Genomic DNA, 26,294 nt, shown 5'->3' on the forward strand with positions numbered 1-26,294 from the left:
AAAGACTTTGTTGAAATTAAATTTGCACTTGGTAAATAATTTGCAAGTTTATGGGAATTACAAAGCGTTTAAAATTTGATATAGAAACAGAAGCATTAGGGAAAATCTGTAAGGCGCTTGGACATCCTACGCGTATTCAGATTATGACTTTATTGTGGAAAAGGGATAATAGAACCTGTGGTGAAATTGTTGATTTGATTCCGTTGGCACAATCGACAATATCCAAGCATTTATTGGAATTGAAAAAAGCAAGTCTGGTAAATATAAAAAACGAAGGAAAAAAAGTGATTTATTCTATAGAAGCTGATAATATACAAGTGCTTAAGAAATATTTTTCAAGTTTTCTTTCTACAATTGATCTGCCAGAGAAAAGTAAGTCAACTGTTATGGGAACTAAAAAATGGATAGGGAGAAACAGCCATTTAAAACAATACAATTATCAATTCCCAGACAGAAAAATCAAAAATTTGGTAGTTTAAATTCTACATGAGATGACACATCTTCATTTTGCATAAAAAAAATAGTATTGAACTATAACAAAACTTTATACTTCAAATTAAGTTGTTGCGGGTAATCTTTGTAACTTTGCAGTTCAAAAGTAAAATTTAAAAAATAAAAATATGTATCCACAAGAAATGGTAAAACCAATGGAGGCTGAATTAACATCTGCTGGTTTTCAAGATTTACATAGTGCTGAAGCTGTTGATAATGCTATCAAAGCTGAAGGTACCACTTTAGTAGTTGTGAACTCTGTTTGCGGGTGCGCTGCAAGAAATGCACGTCCGGGAGCAAAAATGAGTTTAGAAGGAGCTAAAAAACCAGATCATTTAATCACCGTTTTCGCTGGTGTTGACAAAGAAGCTGTTGATGCTGCAAGACAACATATGTTTCCTTTTCCTCCATCATCGCCAAGTATGGCTTTGTTCAAAAACGGAGAATTGGTTCACATGTTAGAGCGTCACCATATCGAAGGTCGTCCTGCTGAAATGATCGCTGAGAATTTGCAAGACGCGTTTAACGAATATTGTTAATTTTTGAGGAACAAAGGCTCAGAGTTACAAAGCGACAAAGCAAAAAAAAAGCACTATTTTAAATAGTGCTTTTTTTTATAATTAGTTTTTAAAACCTTTGTCGCTTTGTAACTCTGAGCCTTTGCCCCTTAAAATTAAAGATTCCATCCCCCGCCAAGTGCTTTATACAATTCAACCATAGAACTTAGTTGTCTTTCTGTTAATTGCGCCAGACTTAATTGTGCGTTAAATAAATTTGTTTCTACATCCAGAACTTCTAAGTAAGAAACATAACCGCTATCATATCTTTCATACGATAATTTATAGTTTATTTGTGCAGCCTGAACTTGTCTGTTGCGGGCTTTCCATTCTTCCTTATAGGTTTTTATATTCTGAATAGACTGTTCAACTTCAGATACAGCGGTGATATACGTTTTTTGATAGTTAAACTTGGATTGTTCTGCTATTTGTCTGTTTATTTCTACTCTTCTTTTGTTTTTTCCAAAAGCAAATATTGGACCCGCAATTCCGGCAGATGCATTTTGAAGATAGGAGCTTCCCAAAAATAGGTTGCTCAAATCAGCACTGGCAAAACCTGCAATTGCAGCTAAGTTTAAAGAGGGAAAACGCATTGCTTGTGCAACACCAATTCTTTCATTTGCGGCTTTATAACTTAATTCTGCAGCTTTTACATCAGGTCTGTTTTCAAGTAATGCCGATGGGATAGATAAAGGAATTTCACTTACAATTTGCAATTCGGTATTGCTTTTTCCTCTTGGAATTTCAAGAGGAAGTTGTCCCGTTAGCAACGCAATTGTATTCTCCTGATAGGTTATTTGTCTTTGAATGTTTGGAATTGCAGCTTCTGCAATAGCAACTTGTTGTTCAATTTGCACTTTATCTACTTCAGAGATATAACCACTTACAAACCTTTGATTTATTATTTCATAGTATTTCTCTCTGGTCTTAAGCGTTTGCTTTGTTATTTCCAATTGATCATCAAGATTTCGCATCTGAAAATAAGCAACGGCGATACTACTCACAATTTCTGAAAGTACCACTTTTCGGGCTTCTTCGGTAGCGAGAAGTTCGTTTTGTACCGCATTATTTTCGTGACGGAATTTCCCCCAAAAATCAAGTTCCCAGGACATACTCGCTCCGGCGTTTGATGGGGTTAAGTTCTTTTTGTTGCTGTTTATTGTCGCTCCGTATTGAAAAGTAGGAAACAAATCGGCTTTGGTGTAACCTAATTCCGCACGAAGCTGATCGATTCTCGAAACAGCAATTTTAAGATCATAATTGTTTTCCAGTCCTTTTTTAATCAGGTCTTTTAAGATGTCATCATTAAACAAATCAAACCATTTTAGGTTAGTGACCGACGCCAGACTGTCTAAGTTTCTTTCATTTTTATAAGATTCTGATTTTTGTTGTTCCGGTTTAGCATATTTAGGACCCACCATACAACCAATTGGTAATAGTGCGAGTATAAATAAAACCACGATTATTTTATATCTCTTACTCATGGTCTGTAGAATTTGATTCGACATTATTTCCTTCAGTTACGATTGTGTCATCTTTCTTTTTTCCGATATTTTCAATCATTACAAATAAGCCAGGTACGATTAATACACCCAAAACTGTGGCGATTAACATACCACTAAATACCGCCATTCCCATTACGATACGTGCTTGCGATCCTGCACCAGTAGCGGTTAATAACGGAACCACTCCAAGAATAAATGCAAAGGCAGTCATAAGAATCGGACGGAAACGAAGTTTTGCCGCAACCATTGCCGATTCATATAGAGGTTTACCTTTTTCATATTCTTCTTTGGCAAACTCTACGATAAGAATAGCATTTTTGGCAACCAGTCCAATTAATAAAACGAGCCCAATTTGCGCAAATACATTGTTGACATAGGCATCACTTCCAAATCTTGCTAAGAGTAGCCCTAAAAAGGCCCCAAATACAGCAAAAGGAGCACCGAGTAAAACGCTGAAAGGTAATTTCCAGCTTTCATATTGCGCAGCAAGAATTAAGAATACAAATACAAGTGCCATTATAAAAACAGAACTACCTCCCGGAGAATGTTTTTCCTGATAAGAGAGGTTGATGTAATCGTAACTCATATCTGCAGGCAAAGTCTGTTTGGCAACTTCTTCTAGTGCAGTTAAGGCCTGGGCACTACTATAACCATCATTTGGACTTCCGCCTATTTCGGCAGATCGGAATAAATTTAGACGATTGGTAAAATCAGGACCTGCGACTTTTGTTGCCGTAACCAGTGTTGATATAGGCACCATGTCACCTTGATTATTTTTTATATAAATCAGGTTTAGATCTTCCGGACTTACACGATTAACGGCTTCTCCTTGCAAATAAACTTTGTATTGACGTCCAAAGCGGTTAAAATCATTTACATAGGTTCCTCCCAAAAATGCACCAAGCGCTTCGGTGACTTTAGAAACGGGAATGCCTAGTTTCATGGCTTTATCATTATCAATATCTAATTTAATTTGTGGGGTACCGGCATTAAACGTAGTGTAAATTCGTTTTATTTCCGGACGTTGTTGTGCGGCAGCGATAAAGGCTTGTGTTTGTTCAGCCAGATATTGTGCCGTATTACCGCCTCTGTCCTGTAACATCAAACTAAAACCGGCAGATGCACCAAGACCCTGAATGGCTGGAGGACCAAATGAGAAACAAGTTGCCGTAGTAATTTGAGTTGCAAGCTTTTTATTAAATCGATCTACAAATTGCTTAGCCGTTTCTGCGCGGTCTTCCCAAGGTTTTAATGAGATAAAAACAAAAGCATTATTTGGCTGATAGGAGTTAGTAAGCATACTAAATCCATTTATTGTCGTATAAGAGAGAATAGATTTTTCTTCTTTCAGGAAGCTATCTACTTTTCTGGAAATTTCATCGGTACGTTGTAATGAAGATGCTGGTGGTAAAGCAATATTTACCAAAACATATCCCTGATCTTCTTCTGGAATAAATCCTAAAGGAATTTTTTTACCTAATAAAACAATGGCAACAATTACAACTGCAAGCAAAAGAACAATTCGAATTGCTTTTTTTGCAAAGAATGTCGCTCCACTAATATATTTTCCGGTAACTTTTTCAAAAATTCGGTTAAATCCGGCAAAAAACTTCGCCAGCCATCCTGTTTGTTCCTCAATGGGTTTGGTTGGTTTTAAGAGCATGGCGCAGAGCGCGGGACTTAAAGACAATGCCGAAAATGCCGAGAAGGCGACCGAGACGGCAATGGTTATGGCAAATTGCTGATAAAAACGACCTGTAATTCCGGGAGTCATCGCAACAGGAATAAATACCGCACACAAAATTAAGGCTATGGCAATTACAGGACCCGATACTTCCCGCATGGCCTGAATTGTTGCTTCTTTTGGCGTTTTTCCGTGTTCTATGTGATGAATTACGGCTTCAACAACCACAATGGCATCATCTACCACAATACCAATTGCAAGAACTAAACCTAGTAAAGACAATGTATTGATTGAAAATCCTAATAATGGAAATACGGCTATAGTTCCCACCAACGAAACCGGAACAGTAATTAAAGGAATTAAAGTAGCACGCCAGTTTTGAAGAAAAATGAACACTACTAAAATAACAAGCAAAATAGCTTCAAAAAGGGTGTGCACAATATCATCAACTCCTGCGGTAATGGCCAGAGTGGTGTCTAGTGATTCCTGGTATACGATGTCTTGTGGAAATTTTTCGCCAAGCTGCTTCATGGTGCTTTTTGCTGTTTCGGCTACATCAAGTGCATTACTACCCGGCATTTGATAGATGGCCACAACAGCACTTGGCGAACTGTTTCTGCGCGCTGTAGAACTATAGTTTTCCGTTCCTAATTCAATACGGGCAATATCATCCAGTAAAACCTGGGCTCCGTCTTGTTTACTTCTAACTACGATATTTCCAAATTCTTTTTCAGTAACTAAACGATCCTGTAATGTTACTCCATAAGTAAATTCAGTTTCAGGAGGTGCCGGCTCTGCACCAAACTTTCCTCCCGGGCTAATCATGTTTTGAGCGTTCAGCGCATTTTTAACATCGTCTACTGTTACGCCCAGTTTACTCATCATATCTGCTTTTAACCAAATACGCATTGAGTAATCACTTCCTCCAAATAGTGTAACCTCACCAACTCCTTTTATACGGGCTAATTGATCTACAATATTGATACTCGCATAGTTATTCAAAAATTTAGCATCATATTTTGGATTGGTTGATGTAACCGTGAATAACATCATTGGAAATGATAGTGATTTTTTTACCACTACACCCTGTTGTTTTACACTTGAAGGCATAAATGGAGCCGATTGGTTTTGCCTGTTTTGCGTAAGCATGTTGGCATTGTCCAGATTGGTTCCCACATCAAAAGTTACTTCGATAGTACAAGCTCCATCAGAGGTATTGATGGACTTCATATATAGCATGTTTTCAACACCATTTACTTTTTGCTCAATAGGAGTTGCAACTGCCTGTTCAACATTTAGTGCATTTGCTCCTGTAAAAGTTGTAGTAATTTTTACTACGGGCGGATTGATATCCGGATACTGTGAAATTGGTGTTTTTTGTAATGCCAGTAATCCAAGTATTACAATAATAATACTGATTACAATAGCAACGATCGGTCTTCGGACGAAAAATTCTCCCATAATACTATGTTATCTAGATTATTTAGTTGCTACAGTTTCATTGTCACCCAATTGCCATTGCACAATTTTGGGTGTAATAACACTTCCATTTTTCAATAATGAAGTACCTCCCATGGCTATCTTATCTCCTGCTTTTAAACCTTCTTCGATAATATAACCGTTTTTAACAGTTGGGCCAGGTTTTACAATTTTCATACTTACTTTGTTGTCATTGCCTACAACATAGACCTGAAAGATTCCCTGAAGTTCAATTACAGCTCGCTGCGGAATTACGATTGCATCTTTGCGAATGTCTGTTAGTAATGCAATTTTTGCGTATTGCCCCGGACGAAGTAATTTATCCGGATTCGGAAATGCCGCTTCAAATGTTATTGCACCTGTTGAAGGATCTATTTGTCTGTCAGTAAAACTCACTTTTCCTGTTTGAGGATAGATTGAGCCATCTGATAATTTTAATGATACCGATGCTCCGGAGCCTTTTAACGCCGAATTTGGTTTTTGGAATTCTCTGTAAAGTTTTAGAAATTCCTGCTCGCTCATTGTAAAACGAACTCTCACATCTCCTAAATCAGAAATAGTATTAAGAATAGAGATCGCACCCGGGCGAACATAATCGCCAACTCTCACTTTTGAAATTCCGATTAATCCGGAAATTGGAGCAATAATCTGGCAGTAACCCAATTCGATTTTTGCATTTTGTACCGATGCATCCGAAGCTTTAATCTGTGCAATAGAAGCACTATAAGCAGATTTTGCCGAAATAAGTTCTCGTTGGCTGACTGCATTCATTTTGGCTAGTGGCGTTATCATATCCAAATCTGATTTGGTTTTAGATAAACGCGCCTGTGATTCTGCAGCTGCACCTTCTGCTTCGTTAAGTTTTGCTCTGTAAGGTAATGGATCGATAGTGTACAATAATTGCCCTTTGGTGACGAAGCTACCTTCTTTAAAGTTCAGGCTTTCGATAATGCCGTCGACTCGGGGATTTATTTGTATATCAGATTGACCAAAAGTTTGCCCAGTATACTCAGATTCTATTCTTACATCTTGCTGCAATACGGTAGTGACTGAAATTTCTAAAGGCTTAGGTTCCGGTGGTGTTTCTTTTTTACAAGAAAACATCAAAAAAAGTAAGAAAATTGCTGGGGAGTAAATTTTGTTCATTTTTAATTTTTTATTAAATTATGTTTAAACTCAACTGACTAAAAACCAAATAAATCCTAAGCTAAGTTAACATTTTTTTAATTAAATTTTTAAATATTATTTCCATTTTGGTTTTTTTTCTAAATTTATATTCATTTGATATTCAATAGTTAAAAAATCGACGAAACGCCATAAAATAACGGTAAAATGCATTATTTGTAGGAATGAATATTTTAAAAAGAGCGCATATTAATTTTAAACAAGTTTAATTATGTCGAAAAAGGATAAAAAAAAGGGACATGACTTGGATGCAGGTCCCGGTAATTTAAAATCACTTAATAAAAAAGAACTCCTGCACAGGGCTAAGAAATTCTCTGAACAATATTGTATTGGAGACGATAAAGAATTCACCCTCAAAGGCAGGCCAACTTTAGATTCATCAGATGAAAAAAAATCGGTTGTAAAAAAGACACTGGAAATGGGGGTAAAGGCATTGGCTGCCATGCAAGACACGCTTTATGCCCAGGATAAATGGTCTGTTCTTCTTATTTTTCAGGCCATGGATGCTGCCGGAAAAGATGGTGCGATTAAACATGTTATGTCTGGTATAAATCCGCAGGGCTGTCAGGTTTCCTCTTTTAAAAGTCCAAGTTCAGAAGAGCTGGATCACGATTATTTATGGCGCTGTCAAAAACACTTGCCGGAAAGAGGACGTATAGGGATTTTCAATCGATCGTATTATGAAGAAGTTTTGGTAGTGCGGGTTCATGAACAAATACTAAGAGGTCAAAAAATTCCTGAAAAATTGGTGACCAAGGATATTTGGGAAAATCGGTTTGAAGATATTCGCAATTTCGAAAAATACCTGAACAGAAACGGAACAATTGTAATTAAGTTTTTTTTGAATCTTTCTAAAGACGAACAAAAGAAAAGATTTATAGAACGTGTTGATAATCCGGACAAAAACTGGAAATTCAGTGCCGCTGATGCTAAAGAAAGAGGATATTGGGACGACTATATGTTTGCTTACGAAGAGCTAATTAAAAACACATCAACCAAAAAATCGCCGTGGTATGTTATTCCTGCCGATGATAAGTATCATGCGCGAATTGCAATTGCTTCGGCAGTAATTCATGCTCTAGACGAAATGGATTTAGAATATCCGAAAGTTAGTGAAGAAAAAATTGCTGAATTAAACGCAGTAAAGCAGGCGCTATTAGATGAAGATAATTAATTTTTGAATGAGATTAATTATTCAAAATAGGTTTGAAACTAAAGGGAATTAACCAAATGCACAACCAGTTTTAAATTATGGCTTCTAAACTTTTACCAGTTACAGACTGGATTAAAGAATATAATATTAAAAGCTTTAAGAGCGATTCTTTAGCCGGATTAACTCTCGCTGCATACGGAATTCCGGTTTCTCTGGCTTATGCTACTCTGGCGGGATTACCTCCTCAATATGGAATCTACGGTTATCTTATTGGAGGGATATTTTATGCTGCACTGGGAACCTGTAAACAATTGGCAATTGGTCCAACGTCGGCAATTTCATTATTAGTCGGAACCACCATTGCCGGTATGGCTCATGGTAATCTACAACGTTGGTGTGAAATAGCATCGCTTACCGCATTGGTCTTTGCCGTTATGGCGATAATAGCTTATTTGCTGAGGTTGAGTGGTATTATTAATTTTATCAGCGAAACCGTTTTGGTAGGATTCAAAGCTGGAGCCGCAATAACAATTGGTTTAACTCAATTGCCCAAATTGTTTGGAGTACAAGGAGGTGGAAATAATTTTATTGAACGTATTGTCACTATTTTTCAGCAAATTCCAGAAATGAATACTATCGTTTTTATTTTTGGTATAAGTGCTATCATATTATTAATTGTTGGTGAAAAAATGGCACCCGGGCGACCAATAGCAATTCTAATAGTTATTTTGTCAATTATACTCATTTCGACAACATCATTAGCACATTGCGGATTTAAAACTGTCGGAGTCCTTCCAACAGGACTTCCTAAACTTTACTTACCTTCAATAAAGATTCGTGATGTAGATGGTGTATTGCCTCTTGCAATGGCCTGTTTTTTATTGTCTTATATCGAAAGCATTTCTGCAGGAAGAACATTAGCACAAAAAAATGGCTATGTTATTGATCCACGTCAGGAATTGCTGGCTTTGGGAATCGCTAATGCAGCCGTGGCGCTTGGACAAGGTTATCCAGTTGCGGGTGGACTTTCACAATCGGCAGTAAACGACACGGCAGGCGCTAAAACGCCGTTATCTCTTTTATTTTGCTCGGCAGCTATTGCCATTTGTCTGTTGTTTTTATCAGGATACATTCAAAATTTGCCAACTGTAATTTTAGCATCGATTGTTTTGGTTGCCATAAGAGGACTTTTTGATATAAAGGAAATGAAATATCTCTATAAAATAAACAAACAAGAATTTAGCGTTGCGATGATTGCTCTTGTTGGTGTACTTATTTGGGGAATTTTAGCAGGTGTTTTGGTGGCTGCGATGGTAACTTTGTTATTGCTATTAAAAGCTGCTTCAAAACCCAATGTCGCTTTTTTAGGCAGAATTCATGGTACCCGAATTTATACCGACATGGCAAGACATCCGGATAATGAAAAAATTGAGAACGTATTAATTGTCAGAATAGAATCTTCTATATATTATTTTAATGTTGAATATATTAAAGAAAAGATTCTGGAAAAAATTTACCTCGAACAAGATTCTATAAAAACAGTTATACTGGATCTTAATTCTTCTCCGCGAATTGACATTGCCGGAGCCAGATTTTTAAAGCAATTGTTTGTTGATTTAAAGGCCAGGAATATTAATCTAAATATTGCCGAAGCCCGCGCAGAAGTTCGAGACAGTCTTCGCTCAGAAAATCTGGAAACTCTTTTTGGGCATATCAGTCGCTCTGTTTCGGTTGATGATTTAGTAGTTCGCGCCATTCAAAATAAGCAATAAAAAGATAACTGTTTTGTAGCGATGAAATTTACGTTGTTGAGGTTATATAATCCTCATCGGTTTTTTAAGAGTTGTTAAAAAAATCAGATAATTAGCTCAATACAATTTTTAATCTCAAAATAAACCCTAAATTTGCCGCAGATTTTAGAGAAAATCTAAAAAATATACATTCTTAACTTAAAACTGTTTATAGCATGCAACTGTATAACACTTTGAGCGCAGAAGAAAGAGCCATCATGATTGATGATGCAGGTCAACAACGTCTTACGTTGTCTTTCTATGCGTATGCCAAAATTCAAGATCCCAAAAAATTTCGCGATGATTTATTTGTAGCCTGGAATGCACTCGATGCGTTAGGTCGAATTTATGTTGCCAACGAAGGAATAAATGCTCAAATGAGTGTTCCTGCCGAAAATTTTGAAGCTTTCAGAGAAACGCTGGAAGTATATGATTTTATGAAAGGCTTACGATTGAATGTCGCTGTAGAACATGATGATCACTCGTTTTTAAAATTGACGATTAAAGTAAGACACAAAATTGTTGCCGATGGTTTAAACGACGATACTTTTGATGTTACCAATATTGGCGTTCACCTGAAAGCCAAAGAATTCAACGAAATCCTTGATGATCCAAATACAATTGTAGTAGATTTTAGAAATCACTACGAAAGTGAAGTTGGACATTTTAAAAATGCAATTACTCCAGACGTTGAAACTTTCAGAGAAAGTTTGCCAATCATCAACGAACAACTTCAAAATCATAAAGAAGATAAAAATCTGGTTATGTATTGTACCGGAGGAATTCGTTGCGAAAAAGCAAGTGCTTACTTCAAACACCAAGGTTTCAAAAATGTGTTTCAATTAGAAGGTGGAATCATCAACTATGCAAAACAATTGAAAGAAGAAGGTTTAGAAAGCAAATTCATTGGAAAAAATTTCGTGTTTGATAACCGCTTAGGCGAAAGAATTACAGACGATATTATTTCGCAATGCCACCAATGCGGAAAACCTTGTGATAATCACACCAACTGCGAGAATGATGGCTGTCATTTATTGTTTATTCAATGCGACGAATGTAAAGCTGCGATGGACAATTGCTGTTCTACAGAATGTCTGGATATTATTCACATGCCATTGGTAGATCAAGTTCGATTAAGAACAGGTCAGCAAGTTGGAAATAAAGTATTCAGAAAAGGAAAATCTGAAAATTTAAAATTCAAACATTCAGGCGACTTGCCGGAAACTGCTTTGGCAACTGCACAAAAAACAGCAGATATTCGTCAGAAAATAAAAGTAAAGAAAGTACTTCTTGGAAAAGCAGAACATTATTATGTAAAAGCACAAGTGGGACAATTTACTGTTGAAAACCACGAATTAAACGTCGGTGATAAAATCCTTATTTCTGGTCCAACAACCGGTGATCAGGAATTGGTTATGGATAAATTCATTGTTGACGGCGCAGAAACTCAATCTGCTAAAATTGGTGATAAAGTTACTTTTGAAGTTCCATTTAGAATTAGATTGTCAGATAAAGTGTATAAAATTGTAAATTAGCGGCTTTATTAAAACGCTAATTTACAATGTCACATTCTTTTACCAAATTGTGGATTCACGCCATTTGGGCAACCAAAAATCGTAAGGAATTAATTGATTATTCAATTGAGAAAAACGTATACGATTATATTTACAATGAATTAATTGATTTTGACTGCCCAGTTAGAATCATTAATGGAATGCCTGACCATATACATGTTTTATTTTTATTGAATCCTCAAAAATCTATCGCAGATGTAATTCGTCAAGCGAAAGGAGGTTCTTCTCATTCTATAAATGGAGAAAATTTAATTCCTGAAAAATTCGCTTGGCAAACCGGGTATGCGGCTTTCGCAGTAAGCGAATCTCAGCTTGATGGTGTTTATAATTATATAAAAAATCAAAAACAGCATCATCTCAAAAAGAATGGACAGCAGGAATTTGATGAATTTGTAAAACTGCATGGGTTTGAAAATTCAATCGATCTCAAGAGATAAAAAAATACCACAATTTATATAGAACATTGCCCACGGTTTCAACCGTGGGTACACAATGTAAATCCTCAACGTTACATAACAATACGTTTCCCACGGTTGAAACCGTGGGAAACGTTTGATAAAGATTGCGTAACGATTGTTAGGCATTGCCCACGGTTTCAACCGTGGGTACACAATGAGAATCCTCAACGTTACGTAATAATACGTTTCCCACGGTTTCAACCGTGGGTACATAATGTGAATCCACAACGTTACGTAATAATACGTTTCCCACGGTTGAAACCGTGGGCTATGTATGATAAAGATTGCGCAATGATGTATGCATTGCCCGCGGTTTCAACCGTGGGTACACAATGAGAATCTTCAACGTTACATAACAATACGTTTCCCACGGTTGAAAACCGTGGGCTATATTAATAAAATACACTTCCACGAATAATTTTTAAAATATTTAGACCATGATAAAAATCATAGGAATCTAATCTATGCCATATTATTTTTGCCAATTGTTAGACGACTAGATTCGAAAAATATATCATTGGAATAATAAATTAAAAATGACTACTACCAACAAAATCGAACTTATGGCGCCCGCGGGGAACTTTGAGTCGCTTCAGGCTGCCTTAGACAATGGTTGTGATTCTGTATACTTTGGAGTTGAGCAACTCAATATGCGTGCAAGATCGACGGTTAATTTTACTATCGAAGATTTAAAAGAAATCGCGAATCGTTGCGAAGCCAAAAATGTTCGAAGCTATCTTACTTTAAACACCATTATTTACGATCACGATTTATCGGTTGTAAAGACATTATTGAATAAAGCTAAAGAAGCAAATATTACAGCCGTAATTGCATCAGACCAAGCTGTAATTGCCATGGCAAGATCAATTGCGATGGAAGTTCATATTTCAACCCAACTGAATGTTACCAATATCGAGACCATAAAATTCTACAGTTTATTTGCAGACACTATGGTTTTGAGTCGCGAATTGAGTCTGCGCCAGGTAAAGAATATTACAGCTCAAATTGAGAAAGAGCAGATAAAAGGTCCCAACGGAAATTTAGTTGAAATCGAAATTTTCGGGCATGGTGCACTATGTATGGCGGTTTCAGGAAAATGTTATTTGAGTCTGCATTCTCATAATTCATCTGCAAATCGCGGTGCTTGCAAACAAAACTGCCGAAAAAAGTATACCGTTATCGATCAGGAAACAGGTTTCGAAATCGAATTGGATAACGAATACATGATGTCGCCAAAAGATTTATGTACGTTGGATTTCTTAGATCAAGTAATAGATTCTGGAATCCAGGTTTTAAAAATCGAAGGCCGCGGACGTGCACCTGAATATGTTGCAACAGTTATTAAAACGTATCGTGAAGCGATTGATGCTTATTACAATGGCACTTTTTCAAAAGAGAAAACAATAGTTTGGATGGAAGCTTTGAATACCGTTTACAATCGAGGTTTCTGGTCAGGATATTATTTAGGTCAGGAATTAGGAGAGTGGAGTGATATTCCGGGTTCGGCGGCAACACAAAAAAAGGTTTATGTTGGTAGAGGAACACATTATTTTCCAAAAGCAGAAGTCGGACAATTTAAAATTGAAGCTTACGATATAAAAGTCGGAGATAAAATTTTGGTTACCGGACCAAGTACAGGAGCGCAGGAAATGATTATTGATCAAATGCTTGTAAACGATCTTGAAGCCGAAAAAGCAACAAAAGGTGACGATTGTACTCTTAAACTGCCATTCAGAATCAGAATGTCGGACAAATTATATAAAATTGTTGAAGCGTAATGGTTATCATCACTCTACAAAGAGATAAATGCATTGGCTGTAATTATTGCGTTGAAATGGATCCGGTGCATTTTCAAATGTCAAAAAAAGATGGAAAATCGGTATTACTTCATTCGCAGAATGCCAAAGGATTTTTTACGTTAAAATCTCCAAATCATGCGATTGTAGAAAGTTGTGAACTGGCTGCGAAAGCTTGTCCGGTAAAAATTATTACGGTTAAGGAAACGTAGAAATGTATAAAAAAAAAGCCCACAAAAAAGAAAGAATTTAGAACTTATATTACTGATTGCCTAAAGAGGTCGGTTTTGAAGATCTTTTGTATGTTACAACCGTTTTTGTATCCCAGGAAATAACAAGAACATCGTCTTTCGGGTTTTTAATTACTCCAATATGTACTTTTTCAGGCGTATGTACCAAAATCGTGTCATTTTTATATTCGCAATCATAGACAGCGCCAGTTTTATCATTGCTGAAATACTTCGAATTGAATTCTATTTTATTGAAATTTCCTTTTATTTTAGATTCCCATTTTCCATAAAAATCAGATAGAATTAAAGGTTTTGTTACTTCTCCAAAAGTTAAATTCAAAGAGTTTTCCCGTAAAAATTCGTTTAGCTTTACAGATGAATTTTGGTTTATTTTTTCAAAGAATGTCTTTTTGTTATATGTTTTAATGGTTTTTCTGGTAGTGTCAAGTACTGAAATTTTGAAGTTTTCAGGAAACCCGATTTGTTTGTCATAATAAGTTAAAGGCAATTCAACAGTAGCTGATTGGTGAATGTCCAGAACTAATGGTTCTATCACACTTTTCTTTTTAATAGTGTTCCATTGTTCGTTTATTGAGTTGATTATGCTAATGGAGTCTGTTTTGTTAAAAACATATCTTTTGTCATCTTTGTTGATTTCTTTATACATTTCTATTGTCTGTAAAATCCCTTGTTTTTTATATACATCAATTTCTTTTTCAGAGAATTTAAAATCAATCAGAACGATTAACTTTTGATTGGTTTCATTATTTAAAACCAATTGTATATTTTCCTTCACATCTTCAAACCTTGGTTTTTGCGTAGTAGCAATAAAAGAGAAACAGGAAATTAGTAAAATTAAGGATAGAAAAATGGGATTTAGTTTTAAAACAGAATGTTCTTTTTTGAGCGATCGAAATGAAATAAAAACACTTATAAGAGCTATATTATCGGAGAAATCGACGACTCTGTAAGTTTCCGTAAAATCGACAAAAGCATCTGAGAAATGGCTTTTCCAAAAGATAAAAAACAGAACGATGCCTAAATGAATTTCTTTCGTTTTTTTGGGAAAAAGAACACTCCAAAAGAAAGGAAAAGCAAACAAACCGGCAAAATCAGACAATTTTCCTGTAATGAAATTATGAAAAGCGGTTTTAAAAAACCAATCGTTAAGGATAAGAATAGTCAGGGAAAAAAGAAAAATGGGTTTTCCTAAACGGTTTAAGTTTCTTGTCATGTAATTCTGAAAACTTTGGTTTAAATAAATTCAAAATAAAGATTGCTCTTGGTCATTATTCAATTTTGATGCCCTAATTACAGATTTTATTCAATTTTAAAAGCAAATTTTTATTAAAGGCAATTGGCATCAAACTATCTTCTGCAGTATTGTATTCATAAAGTTCTTTTTTAGAAGGGTCAAAAGTATATCGCGCAATTGTAGGCATTCGGTCAGGATAGGTTTCATGAAGATTTAAATCATAAGTTTCAGAATAATCCAATGCTTTGTCGATTTTAGGATTAGGACTTCCTTCAACTGTAATTCCAATAGAAGTACCGCCATTTTTTACAACAGCTTCATATAAGCCTTTTGTGCCTTCGATATAAGAAGGTGAGGTTGTCAGGATTTCTAAAACAACATCAATACAAGCTATCGAATCCCTTGATTTTTCAGTTTGCACTGATTTGGTAGTATCTTTTGCAATGGCTTTTTTAGTAATAGAAGTTTTCGGACTTTTAATGGTTTCTTTTTCCTGACAGGAAGTTAGTACCAAAACTATTATTGTTATTATCAGAAAGTGTTTTTTATTCATTTTTAGTTTTTCGATTTTTCATTAGTGGTGTAATCAAATTTAAAACCAAAGAAACGTAAATAAATTCATATGAAAAATAAATTTGTTTAAAGGAATTGGAATTTATGGTATTGGAGGCACATGGCCTTATTTCTATCGATTTCAGGAATATTAACTTTAAAAGCAAAGCTTTTTTTTATTTAACAACCCTTTAGAACTAATCCATAAATAGCAAAATAAAAAAAATACTATCTTTACCGATCAAACGTTTATGAACTTAAGTTGCATTTTTGCGACACTACATATATAATTATGGCATGTACAAGTTGTTCAACCTCAGATGGTGGCGCACCAAAAGGTTGTAAAAATAATGGGACTTGCGGCACCGATAGCTGCAATAAATTGACGGTTTTTGACTGGCTTTCTAACATGAGTCCGTCTAATGGAGAGGCGATTTTTGATTGTGTTGAGGTTCGTTTTAAGAACGGACGTAAGGAATTTTTTAGAAATTCAGAAAAATTAACTTTAAGTATTGGTGATATTGTAGCAACTGTTGCTTCACCAGGACATGATATTGGAATTGTTACACTTACAGGAGAATTGGTTAAAATTCAAATGAAGAAAAAAGGGGTTAATCCTGAAAGTAACGAAGTACCAAAGATTTACAGAAAAGCATCTCAAAAAGATATCGATATTTGGTCTGTGGCACGTGATCGCGAAGAACCAATGAAAGTTCGTGCGCGTGAATTGGCGATTCAGCATAAATTAGAAATGAAAATTTCTGATATTGAATTTCAGGGAGACGGATCAAAAGCTACGTTTTATTATACAGCAAATGACAGAGTCGATTTTAGACTTTTGATTAAAGATTTTGCGAAAGAATTCAGTACCAGAGTAGAGATGAAACAAGTTGGTTTCCGTCAGGAAGCAGCTCGTTTAGGTGGAATCGGTTCTTGCGGACGTGAACTTTGCTGTTCGACCTGGTTAACAGATTTTAGAAGTGTAAATACGTCAGCAGCTCGTTATCAGCAATTATCACTGAATCCGCAAAAATTAGCCGGACAATGTGGTAAGTTAAAATGTTGTCTGAACTATGAGTTAGATACTTACATGGATGCATTGAAAGATTTTCCGGATTATGATACTAAATTAGTAACAGAAAAAGGAGACGCTGTTTGCCAAAAGCAAGATATTTTTAAAGGATTAATGTGGTTTGCATATACCAATAATTTCGCAAACTGGCATGTTTTGAAAATTGATCAGGTAAAAGAAATCATTGCTGAAAACAAACAGAAAAATAAAGTTTCATCTTTAGAAGATTTTGCAATTGAAGTTACATCTGAGCCGGAAAAAGACTTTAATAATGCAATGGGTCAGGAGAGTTTAACTCGTTTTGATCAGCCAAAAAGAAAGAAAAAACCAAACCGTAAACGTAAGCCAACTGCTGAAAATGCTACGGTTGCAGCTGCACCACAAAAACCACAGCAAGCAAATAACAACAATAATAAACCAGCTGGGGGGAATCCGAATAAATCAAATAAACCGCACAATAAAAATCATTCGAATAAAGGAAACAAACCAAATGAAAATAAGTCGAATGATAATAAACCCGCAGAGCCTAGAAAACCAATAATTATTACTAAAAATGAGAATAAGAAATAACGTAATTCTTCTTTTGGCCGCAATACTTCTTTTTTCGTGTGATAAAAAACGAGTATTTGATGAGTATAAATCGGTGGGAAGTGCGTGGAATAAAGATAGTGTAGTAACCTTTGATCTGCCGGTTTTAGATTCTACAAAAAAGTACAATTTATTTGTAAATTTGAGAGATAATAACAATTATCCGTTCAATAATTTGTTTTTGATTGTTGCTATTGAAACACCAAGCGGCTTTACAAAAGTGGATACTTTAGAATATCAAATGGCAAATCCTGACGGAACTTTGTTAGGAAATGGTTTTTCAGACATTAAAGAAAGCAAGCTTTATTATAAAGAAGATGTGAAATTTAGAGGAAAATATAAAGTTCACATCAAACAAGCCGTTAGAGAATCGGGTAAAATTCCTGGGGTTCAGGCTTTAGAAGGTATTACAGACGTTGGTTTTAGAATAGAACAAAAAGATTAGAAAATAGTTATGGCTGCTAAGAAAAACAATCAATCAAATAGCGTTAAAGATATTAATTACTACAAAAAGAAATTCTGGCGGGTTTTTGCCTATACCTTACTGGGTATTTTAGCTTTCTTTTTATTTGCCTCTTGGGGATTATTCGGTTCAATGCCGTCTTTTGAAGATCTAGAAAATCCGGACTCTAATCTGGCTACCGAAATTATATCTTCGGATGGAGTTGTAATTGGTAAATATTTCAAAACCAATAGGTCACAACTTAAATATTCTGACTTACCAAAAAATCTGGTAGATGCTTTAGTTGCAACGGAAGATGCACGTTTTTATGAACATTCAGGAATTGATGGTCGTGGTACTTTACGTGCTGCTTTTTCTTTAGGAACCAATGGAGGAGCAAGTACATTAACACAGCAATTGGCAAAACAATTATTTCATCGCGGAGGTTCTAATTTTTTACCCTTTAGAATAGTTCAAAAAATAAAAGAGTGGATTATTGCGATACGTTTGGAAAGACAATATACCAAAAATGAGATTTTAGCGATGTACTGCAATGTGTATGATTTTGGAAATTATGCTGTTGGGGTAAGTTCGGCATCTCAGACCTATTTTTCCAAAGAACCAAAAGATTTAACCATTGACGAGTCAGCAATTTTAGTTGGAATGTTTAACAATTCATCTCTTTATAACCCGCTACGTAATCCTGTTGGAGTAAAAAATCGTCGTGATGTTGTACTGGGGCAAATGGTTAAAGCCAAGATGATTACACAATCTGAAAAAGAGAAATATCAGGCATTACCGATAGCTTTAAAATTTAAACTGGAAAGCCACCGTGAAGGAACAGCAACTTATTTTAGAGAGTATCTTCGTGATTACATGAAAAAATGGGTAGCTGAAAATAAAAAACCAGATGGTTCTGATTATGATATCTACAAAGATGGTTTGAAAATTTATACTACTATCGATTCAAGAATGCAATTGTATGCAGAGGAAGCAGTTTCGGAACATATGAAAAATCTGCAACAGCAATTTTTTATTGAAATGAAAACCAATAAAAACGCTCCTTTCGTAAACATCACACAAGCAGAGACTGATCGTATCATGATGCAGGCAATGAAGAATTCTGTTCGTTGGGCTCAGATGAAAGAAATGGATAAGAGCGAAGATGATATTATTGCTTCATTCAAAGTAAAAACAAAAATGCGAATATTCACCTGGAAAGGAGAGCGTGATACAACAATGACACCGCTTGATTCTATTCGTTATTACAAACACTTTTTGCAATCAGGTTTAATGGCAATGGAGCCTCAAACCGGAAATATCAAAGCGTGGGTTGGTGGAATCAATTACAAATATTTTCAATACGATCACGTAGGCCAGGGAGCAAGACAAGTTGGTTCTACATTTAAGCCATTTGTTTACGCAACGGCTATCGAACAATTGAATATGTCTCCTTGTGATTCTATTCTGGATGGACCTTTTATGATTCATAAAGGACGTCATCACGTGACAGAAGATTGGGAGCCAAGAAACTCAGACAACAGATACCGTGGAATGGTAACTTTAAAACAAGGTTTGGCGAATTCTATCAATACCGTTTCGGCTAAATTAATTGACAGAACTGGTCCTGAAGCTGTTGTTGAATTGACTAAAAAATTAGGTGTAAAAACAGAAATTCCAGTTCAGCCTTCAATCGCATTAGGAGCTGTTGATATTACAGTTGAAGATATGGTTGCAGCATATAGTACATTTGCTAATCAGGGAGTTTATGTAAAACCTCAGTTTTTGAGCCGTATAGAAAATAAAAGTGGAGAGGTTATTTATGAGCCAATCCCTGAATCTCATGACGTTTTAAATAAAGACATCGCTTTTGCGGTAATTAAATTGCTGGAAGGTGTAACTGAAACAGGATCTGGAGCACGTTTACGTACACAAGGTGGAGGAAGTGGAGATAACCGTTGGACAGGATATCCATATATGTTCAAAAACCCAATTGCCGGTAAAACAGGAACAACACAAAATCAGTCTGATGGTTGGTTTATGGGAATGGTTCCAAATTTAGTAACCGGAGTTTGGGTAGGTTGCGAAGACCGTTCGGCACGTTTCAAAAGTTTAACTTACGGACAAGGTGCTACGGCAGCTTTACCGGTTTGGGCTTACTTTATGAAAAAATGTTATGCAGATGAAAATCTTCAGATTTCAAAATCAGAGTTTGAGCGTCCGGCTAATCTTTCTATAAAAGTAGATTGTTACCAAAGACCGGCAGTTGTAAAAGATACAACGCAAACAGAACAAAATACAGACGAGTTCGAACTATAAGTTTTAGCTTTTTTAAAATAGAAAATATCCTTTTGCACCATCTTAAACAGAGATGATTACAAAAGGATATTTTTTTTTGCTTTATTGCCTTTTTTATTTTTTACGAAATCGTTATAAATTAATCTAAAAATCTTATTTTTATCAAAAATATACAGTAATAAAGACCCTTTGTTATGATAACAAAAAAAGTTAATAATGTTCAGGAAGCAATAGAAGGAATTACAAGCGGAATGACCATCATGTTTGGTGGTTTTGGTTTGTGCGGAATTCCAGAGAATACTATTGCAGCTTTGGTAAATTCATCAACTTCAGATTTAACTTGTATTTCGAATAATGCAGGAGTTGATGATTTTGGTTTGGGATTGCTTCTTCAGAAAAAACAAATCAAAAAAATGATTTCTTCCTATGTTGGGGAAAATGCTGAATTCGAACGTCAAATGCTTTCAGGAGAATTAGATGTTGAGCTGACTCCGCAGGGAACTTTGGCAGAACGTTGTCGTGCAGCTCAGGCCGGAATTCCTGCTTTCTTTACTCCGGCAGGTTATGGAACCGAAGTTGCAGAAGGAAAAGAAGTGCGCGAATTCAACGGGAAGATGCATATTATGGAAGAAGCTTTTAAGGCCGATTTTGCGATTGTAAAAGCCTGGAAAGGTGACGAAGCAGGAAATCTGATTTTCAAAGGAACAGCCAGAAACTTTAATGCATGTATGGCAGGTGCTGGAAAAATCACAATTGCTGAAGTAGAAGAATTGGTTCCTGTTGGGACATTGGATCCAAATCAGATTCATATTCCGGGAATTATGGTGCAACGTATCTTTCAGGGAGAAAAATTTGAGAAGAGAATTGAGCAACGTACAGTAAGACAGAGAGCTTAATTAGAGAATTGAGATAATGAGGCAATTAGATAATGTTTTGCAGTACGTTTGAATTATCTAATTATCAAATTAACGAATTGACACATTAGATAATTGAGATAATGAGGTAATTAGATAATGCTTTAGATTGCGTTTAGAAATTATCTAATTATCAAATTAACGAATTGACACATTAAATAATTGAGATAATGAGGCAATTAGATAATGCTTTGCAGTACGTTTGAATTATCTAATTATCAAATTGACTAATTGACACATTTAAATAATGACAAAGTTTTTTTATGCCGCTCTAATTTCATGTTTGTCATTGCAGACTTTTGCTCAGACAACAAATGAACTTCGACAAGAACTGAGTAAGATCATTGCAGATAAAAATGCAACAGTCGGGATTTCTGTAAAAAGTATTGAAGATAAAGATACTTTAAGTATAAACGGAAATTTAAAAGCTCCTTTAATGAGTGTCTTTAAATTTCATATTGCTTTGGCTGTTTTAAGTCAAGTCGACGAAGGTAAGCTTTCACTAACGCAAGAGATCTTGATCAAAAAGAAAGATTTGCATGAAGATACCTGGAGTCCGATGAGAGAAGAATATCCGGAGGGAAATATAAAACTGACATTAGATAAAGTGTTGCGTTATACGGTTTCGCATAGCGATAATAATGGATGTGATATTTTGATCAAGTTGGTTGGCGGAACGAAAGTAGTACAGCAATTTATAAATAAACAAGGAATCAAGGACTTCGTTATTAAGGTAAACGAAGAGCAGATGAAAAGCTGGAAAAATTTATATATAAACACAACCACTCCGTTGGCAACAACAGAATTGTTGGAGAAATTCTATAAAGGAGAGATTTTAAAAGAAGCAACAACAAAGTATTTGTATCAGATAATGGTAGAAACATCAAGAGGTCTTACCTGGATGAAGGCGGGACTTCCTGAAAATACGGAACTGGCGCACAGAACGGGGATTTCGGGAACAAATGATGATAATTTGAGAGTTGCGATGAACGATGTAGGTATAGTAAAACTTCCAAATGGAAAGCATTTTATCTTATCTGTTTATTTAAAAAACATAACCGAAAAGAAAGAAGATACCGAAAAAATAATCGCAGATATTACAAAAGCGGTCTGGGATTATTTTACCAAAAAAGACAGAACCAATTAGATAATTAGAAAATGTGATAATTAGATAATTTATAGAGATTGCGCAAAGTAGGCATTATCTAATTATCTAATTTCCAAATTGACACATTAGAACGTATGTTAACAAAAGAAGATATTGCAAAACGAATTGCGAAAGAAGTAAAAGACAGGTATTTTGTAAACTTAGGAATTGGTATTCCGACCTTGGTTGCAAATTATGTGCGTGAAGATATTGCTGTTGAATTTCAAAGTGAAAATGGTGTTTTGGGTATGGGACCATTTCCTTTTGCAGGAGAAGAAGATGCCGATATTATCAACGCGGGAAAACAAACTATTACAACGCTTCCGGGAGCAAGTTTCTTTGATTCGGCTTTTAGTTTCGGAATGATTCGTAGCCAAAAAGTTGATTTAACCATTTTGGGCGCTATGGAAGTTTCTGAAAACGGAGATATCGCCAACTGGAAAATTCCGGGCAAAATGGTTAAGGGAATGGGAGGAGCAATGGATTTAGTAGCTTCTGCCGAAAATATTATCGTGGCGATGATGCATGTAAACAAAGCAGGAGAATCTAAGATCCTAAAAAAATGCAGTTTGCCATTAACAGGCGTTGGTTGCGTTAAAAAGGTGGTAACAGAGCTTGCAGTACTCGAAGTGACAAAAAATGGTTTTAAGCTCTTAGAACGAGCGCCAGGTGTTTCTGTTGAGCATATCATTGCATCGACCGAAGCAGAATTAATTATTGAAGGAGATATTCCGGAAATGGATATTAGATAATTTTAGAATTACCTATAAAAATATAATGAGGCCAGCTTTTAAAAGAGCTGGCCTTTTTTTGTAGGAATAATTTAGATGTAATTAATTTTCGGTGAGCTACCGTTACAATGAGTTTTGAAGCTTTGTTTTTGCTGTAATGTATTATATTTCAATAATATAATTAGTTTTTGGTTTGTTTTTGTGAGAATTTTATATTGTTTGTTAAATAAAAATGATATTAACACAAAAAATGTTGCATTTCATCGATTAACGGCATATTTCATCGATTATCTAACATAAATAAAATACTTTTATCACGAAATAGAGTATTTACTTACATTAAATATTTTATTTGTAATCATTTAACCAAACTTAAATACCACATTATTATGGAAAAAAAATTACCAAAAATTATGGCAGCTTCTGTTGTTATTCTTACATTTTCTGTAGCTGGATTTGCCCAAAACACTGATAAAAGGGTAAGTCAGAAAAACGTATCAGAAAACGGACAACCAAGTTTAATTACATTTAGTGACAAGTCTACTTACAAAGGATCGGACTTTAATACTGTTTTTAAAGAACAATTGGGCTTAAAGGATAATCAGAGTTTTGCACGAGTAAAAACAGATTCTGATAAAGAGGGATTTGTACATGAAAAATTTCAATTGTATGAGCAAGGAATCAAAGTAGAATTTGCAAATTATACTTTACATTCAAAAGCAGGGAAGTTAGTTTCGATGAATGGAGAATTTTATGCTCTTGAAAATGTAAAAACAACGCCCAAATTATCTAGCCAGGCTGCCTTTGCTAAAGCAATTGCATATACCGGTGCAAAACAATATTTATGGGAAAGCCCGGAAGATGCCGCTGCAATGGATTACGAAAAACCAAAAGGGGAATTGGTTTTACTGCCTGCAATGGAAGAACAGGGAGAGGACAGAAAATCTGATAAAGTAAGATTGGCTTATAAATTTGATATTTATGCAACTTATCCATTAAGCAGAGGTGATCTTTACATTGATGCACAAACCGGAGAAGCTTTGTTTTATAATGCAACTATTAAACACCTTGGTGAAAATAGTCATGGAAGATCAATTTCGGCTACAGCCAAAGATCAGAACAATAGTTTAGCTTCTAAAAAAAGTATGGTTGCCGCAAATGCAGCAACTCGTTATAGCGGAACACAAACTATTCAGACTACTTTAAGCGGATCTTCTTATATTTTATCTGATACAAGTCGCGGAAACGGGATTCAAACTTATAACTCGGCAAGAACTGCAACATATCCAACAACTAATTTTACAGATGCCGATAATAACTGGACAGCTGCTGAATATAATAATACTAATAAAGACAATGGTGCATTAGATGCACATTGGGGGGCTGAAATGACTTATGATTATTGGTCAGCAGTACACGGAAGAAATAGTTTTGATAATGCAGGAGCAAAAATCAAAAGCTATGTTCACTACAATTTAGTAGCAGCCGGATATCCAAATAATAATAATGCATTCTGGAATGGAAGTGTTATGACCTACGGTGACGGAACAGGAACAGGAGGATTTGATATTTTAACAGCAATGGACGTTGCAGGTCATGAAATTGGTCATGCCGTGTGTACCTATACCGCAAATCTTGCATATCAAAAAGAATCTGGAGCAATGAATGAAGCTTTCTCTGATATTTGGGGAGCTTGTATAGAATATCGTGCTGCACCAACAAAATCAACTTGGTTGGTTGGGGAAGATATTGAAAGAAGAAGTGGTCATCTTGCTCTACGCTCTATGAGTGATCCTAATTCAGAAGGACAGCCAGATACTTATGGTGGAACGTATTGGGTAAACGTAAATTGTACGCCAACAAATAATAACGACCAATGTGGTGTTCATACCAACTCTGGAGTTTTAAATCATTGGTTTTATATTTTATCTGTGGGTAAATCAGGAACAAACGATATTGGAAGTGTTTATAACGTAACAGGTATCACTATTGATAAAGCTGCAAAAATTGCTTACCGTTTAGAGAGCGTTTATTTAACAGCAAATTCAACTTATGCAAATGCAAGAACTTCAGGAATACAATCTGCAATAGATTTATACGGTGCAGGTTCTGCTGAAGTTATCGCAACGACAAATGCATTTTATGCAGTAGGTGTAGGTGCAGCTTACGCAGGATCAGGAGATACTGTTGCGCCATCGGCTCCAACAAGTCTTGCTGCTTCAGGAACTACCGGAACTACTACTAATTTGGCATGGACAGCTTCTACAGATAACGTGGCAGTTACAGGTTATGACATTTATCAAGGTACAACATTAAAAGGATCATCTACAACAACAACCTATACAGTTACGGGTTTAACTGCTTTAACAGCTTATACTTTTACAGTTAAAGCTAAAGATGCTGCAGGAAATGTTTCGGCTGCAAGTAATGCTGTAAATGTTACTACAACTTCAGCTTCTGTAGCATATTGTACATCTCAGGCAAACAGCACCGCAGATGAAAGAATCGGTAAAGTGGTTTTTGGAACAATCAATAATACATCGACAGGTACAGCAGGTTACGAAAACTATACGGCACTTTCTACAAATGCAAGCAGAGGAACTGCTTACACCATTACCATTACTCCAAGTTGGACTTCTACTGTTTATAGTGAAGGATATGCTGTTTTTATAGATTACAACCAAGATGGTGATTTTGCAGATTCAGGTGAGACCGTTTGGACAAAAGCAACTTCAAAAACAACTCCGGTAACAGGAACAATAACAATTCCGGCAACTGCAGCTCTTGGAACAACCAGAGTTAGAGTTTCTATGAAATACAACGGAATCCCAACATCTTGCGAGGCTTTTTCTTATGGACAAGTAGAAGATTATTCTATCAACATAACAGCTTCGGGAGCGATTGCTAGTGAAGAAATCAATACTGGTTTACTTGAAACTACAGAAACATCAAGTTTTGCATTGTATCCAAATCCGGTTGAAGATGAACTAAACGTTTCATTTTTGAATAGTACAGGATATACATTCAGAATCACAAACACATTGGGTCAGCAAATTAGTTCAGGACAACTTTCAGGAAGCCCAATTAACGTTAGTGCATTAAACACTGGAGTTTATATCATCGAATTGAATAATGGCGGTAAAAGAGTCGTTAAGAAATTCGTAAAGAAATAAGATATTTTGATTGTTAGTAAGGCTTTGAGGATTAAATACAGATCTTTTATGAGCAAAGAAAAACCGCCTGTATGGGCGGTTTTTTATTGATATGTCTCGTCCTGAAAAAAGTTGACTATAATAGATGTAATTATGTCAACAGAAAGAAAACATTCTAAAAATCCATTGCCTCCCCAAACTTTCAGTGAGGTCTTTAAAAGGAAGGTCGTAAAAGAATTT

General features: G+C 35.6%; 20 protein-coding genes. 15 read left to right on the top strand and 5 right to left on the bottom strand.

Going from position 1 to position 26,294, the window contains the following annotated elements:
• Positions 1-50 precede the first annotated feature (50 nt).
• Together KHA98_RS15070 and KHA98_RS15075 are read left to right on the top strand one after the other, a co-directional pair.
• On the top strand, positions 51-479 hold the full coding sequence (locus tag KHA98_RS15070; protein WP_213258747.1) for an ArsR/SmtB family transcription factor: 429 nt from the start codon (positions 51-53) through the stop codon (positions 477-479).
• A gap of 141 nt (positions 480-620) precedes the next feature.
• Entirely contained in the window at positions 621-1,031 is a 411-nt protein-coding gene (locus KHA98_RS15075; protein WP_213258748.1) for a BrxA/BrxB family bacilliredoxin, read from the top strand.
• Positions 1,032-1,165: 134 nt separating this feature from the next.
• Here KHA98_RS15075 and KHA98_RS15080 read toward each other — a convergent pair whose 3' ends face one another.
• The 3 genes from KHA98_RS15080 to KHA98_RS15090 are packed head-to-tail and all read right to left on the bottom strand — an operon-like array spanning position 1,166 to position 6,863.
• Positions 1,166-2,533, bottom strand: coding sequence for an efflux transporter outer membrane subunit (locus tag KHA98_RS15080; protein WP_213258749.1), 1,368 nt, complete (start codon positions 2,531-2,533; stop codon positions 1,166-1,168).
• Complete coding sequence (locus KHA98_RS15085; RefSeq protein ID WP_213258750.1) at positions 2,526-5,699, bottom strand: efflux RND transporter permease subunit; 3,174 nt, start codon at positions 5,697-5,699, stop codon at positions 2,526-2,528. The genes KHA98_RS15080 and KHA98_RS15085 overlap by 8 nt, the downstream gene beginning before the upstream one ends.
• A gap of 18 nt (positions 5,700-5,717) precedes the next feature.
• A complete protein-coding gene (locus KHA98_RS15090) occupies positions 5,718-6,863 on the bottom strand; it encodes an efflux RND transporter periplasmic adaptor subunit (protein WP_213258751.1) in 1,146 nt (381 codons plus the stop codon).
• A gap of 250 nt (positions 6,864-7,113) precedes the next feature.
• Here KHA98_RS15090 and KHA98_RS15095 point away from each other — a divergent pair, with 250 nt between their 5' ends.
• The 6 genes from KHA98_RS15095 (at position 7,114) to KHA98_RS15120 (ending at position 13,885) form a co-directional block, all read left to right on the top strand.
• Positions 7,114-8,076, top strand: a complete 963-nt coding sequence (locus KHA98_RS15095) for a polyphosphate kinase 2 family protein (protein WP_213258752.1) — start codon at positions 7,114-7,116, stop codon at positions 8,074-8,076.
• Positions 8,077-8,153: 77 nt separating this feature from the next.
• Complete coding sequence (locus KHA98_RS15100) at positions 8,154-9,827, top strand: SulP family inorganic anion transporter (RefSeq protein ID WP_213258753.1); 1,674 nt, start codon at positions 8,154-8,156, stop codon at positions 9,825-9,827.
• 194 nt (positions 9,828-10,021) lie between these two features.
• On the top strand, positions 10,022-11,380 hold the full coding sequence (gene trhO, locus KHA98_RS15105) for an oxygen-dependent tRNA uridine(34) hydroxylase TrhO (RefSeq protein ID WP_213258754.1): 1,359 nt from the start codon (positions 10,022-10,024) through the stop codon (positions 11,378-11,380).
• Positions 11,381-11,406: 26 nt separating this feature from the next.
• The gene (gene tnpA, locus KHA98_RS15110; RefSeq protein WP_213258755.1) at positions 11,407-11,856 is read left to right on the top strand and encodes an IS200/IS605 family transposase; all 450 of its coding nucleotides are present in this window, start codon (positions 11,407-11,409) and stop codon (positions 11,854-11,856) included.
• A gap of 557 nt (positions 11,857-12,413) precedes the next feature.
• Positions 12,414-13,655, top strand: coding sequence for a peptidase U32 family protein (locus tag KHA98_RS15115; protein WP_213258756.1), 1,242 nt, complete (start codon positions 12,414-12,416; stop codon positions 13,653-13,655).
• Positions 13,655-13,885 carry a ferredoxin gene (locus tag KHA98_RS15120; RefSeq protein WP_039118414.1) on the top strand — a complete coding sequence of 77 codons (231 nt, stop codon included), beginning with the start codon at positions 13,655-13,657 and terminating at the stop codon, positions 13,883-13,885. The genes KHA98_RS15115 and KHA98_RS15120 overlap by 1 nt, the downstream gene beginning before the upstream one ends.
• A 49-nt stretch (positions 13,886-13,934) precedes the next feature.
• On the opposite strand, the gene KHA98_RS15125 is transcribed toward KHA98_RS15120, so the two are convergent.
• Positions 13,935-15,137, bottom strand: coding sequence for a hypothetical protein (locus tag KHA98_RS15125; RefSeq protein ID WP_213258757.1), 1,203 nt, complete (start codon positions 15,135-15,137; stop codon positions 13,935-13,937).
• A 73-nt stretch (positions 15,138-15,210) separates the two neighbouring features.
• A complete protein-coding gene (locus tag KHA98_RS15130; RefSeq protein WP_213258758.1) occupies positions 15,211-15,711 on the bottom strand; it encodes a hypothetical protein in 501 nt (166 codons plus the stop codon).
• Between the two features lie 291 nt (positions 15,712-16,002).
• Here KHA98_RS15130 and KHA98_RS15135 point away from each other — a divergent pair, with 291 nt between their 5' ends.
• The 7 genes from KHA98_RS15135 (at position 16,003) to KHA98_RS15165 (ending at position 26,075) form a co-directional block, all read left to right on the top strand.
• The gene (locus KHA98_RS15135) at positions 16,003-17,352 is read left to right on the top strand and encodes a PSP1 domain-containing protein (protein WP_213258759.1); all 1,350 of its coding nucleotides are present in this window, start codon (positions 16,003-16,005) and stop codon (positions 17,350-17,352) included.
• On the top strand, positions 17,336-17,815 hold the full coding sequence (locus KHA98_RS15140) for a gliding motility lipoprotein GldH (RefSeq protein WP_213258760.1): 480 nt from the start codon (positions 17,336-17,338) through the stop codon (positions 17,813-17,815). Before KHA98_RS15135 ends, KHA98_RS15140 begins: the two co-directional genes overlap by 17 nt.
• 9 nt (positions 17,816-17,824) lie before the next feature.
• Entirely contained in the window at positions 17,825-20,131 is a 2,307-nt protein-coding gene (locus KHA98_RS15145) for a penicillin-binding protein 1A (protein WP_213258761.1), read from the top strand.
• 173 nt (positions 20,132-20,304) lie between these two features.
• Positions 20,305-21,006: a CoA transferase subunit A gene (locus tag KHA98_RS15150; protein ID WP_213258762.1), complete on the top strand. Its 702-nt coding sequence runs from the start codon at positions 20,305-20,307 to the stop codon at positions 21,004-21,006.
• A 265-nt stretch (positions 21,007-21,271) separates the two neighbouring features.
• Positions 21,272-22,171, top strand: a complete 900-nt coding sequence (gene bla / locus KHA98_RS15155; protein ID WP_213258763.1) for a class A beta-lactamase, subclass A2 — start codon at positions 21,272-21,274, stop codon at positions 22,169-22,171.
• Positions 22,172-22,266: 95 nt separating this feature from the next.
• Positions 22,267-22,923 (top strand): 3-oxoacid CoA-transferase subunit B, encoded by a 657-nt coding sequence (locus KHA98_RS15160; protein ID WP_213258764.1) that lies wholly within the window; start codon positions 22,267-22,269, stop codon positions 22,921-22,923.
• Positions 22,924-23,291: 368 nt separating this feature from the next.
• On the top strand, positions 23,292-26,075 hold the full coding sequence (locus KHA98_RS15165; protein WP_213258765.1) for a M4 family metallopeptidase: 2,784 nt from the start codon (positions 23,292-23,294) through the stop codon (positions 26,073-26,075).
• Positions 26,076-26,294: the final 219 nt, after the last annotated feature.

Origin of the sequence: Flavobacterium branchiicola, from assembly GCF_018383905.1 — a bacterium.
Lineage (GTDB): Bacteria > Bacteroidota > Bacteroidia > Flavobacteriales > Flavobacteriaceae > Flavobacterium > Flavobacterium branchiicola.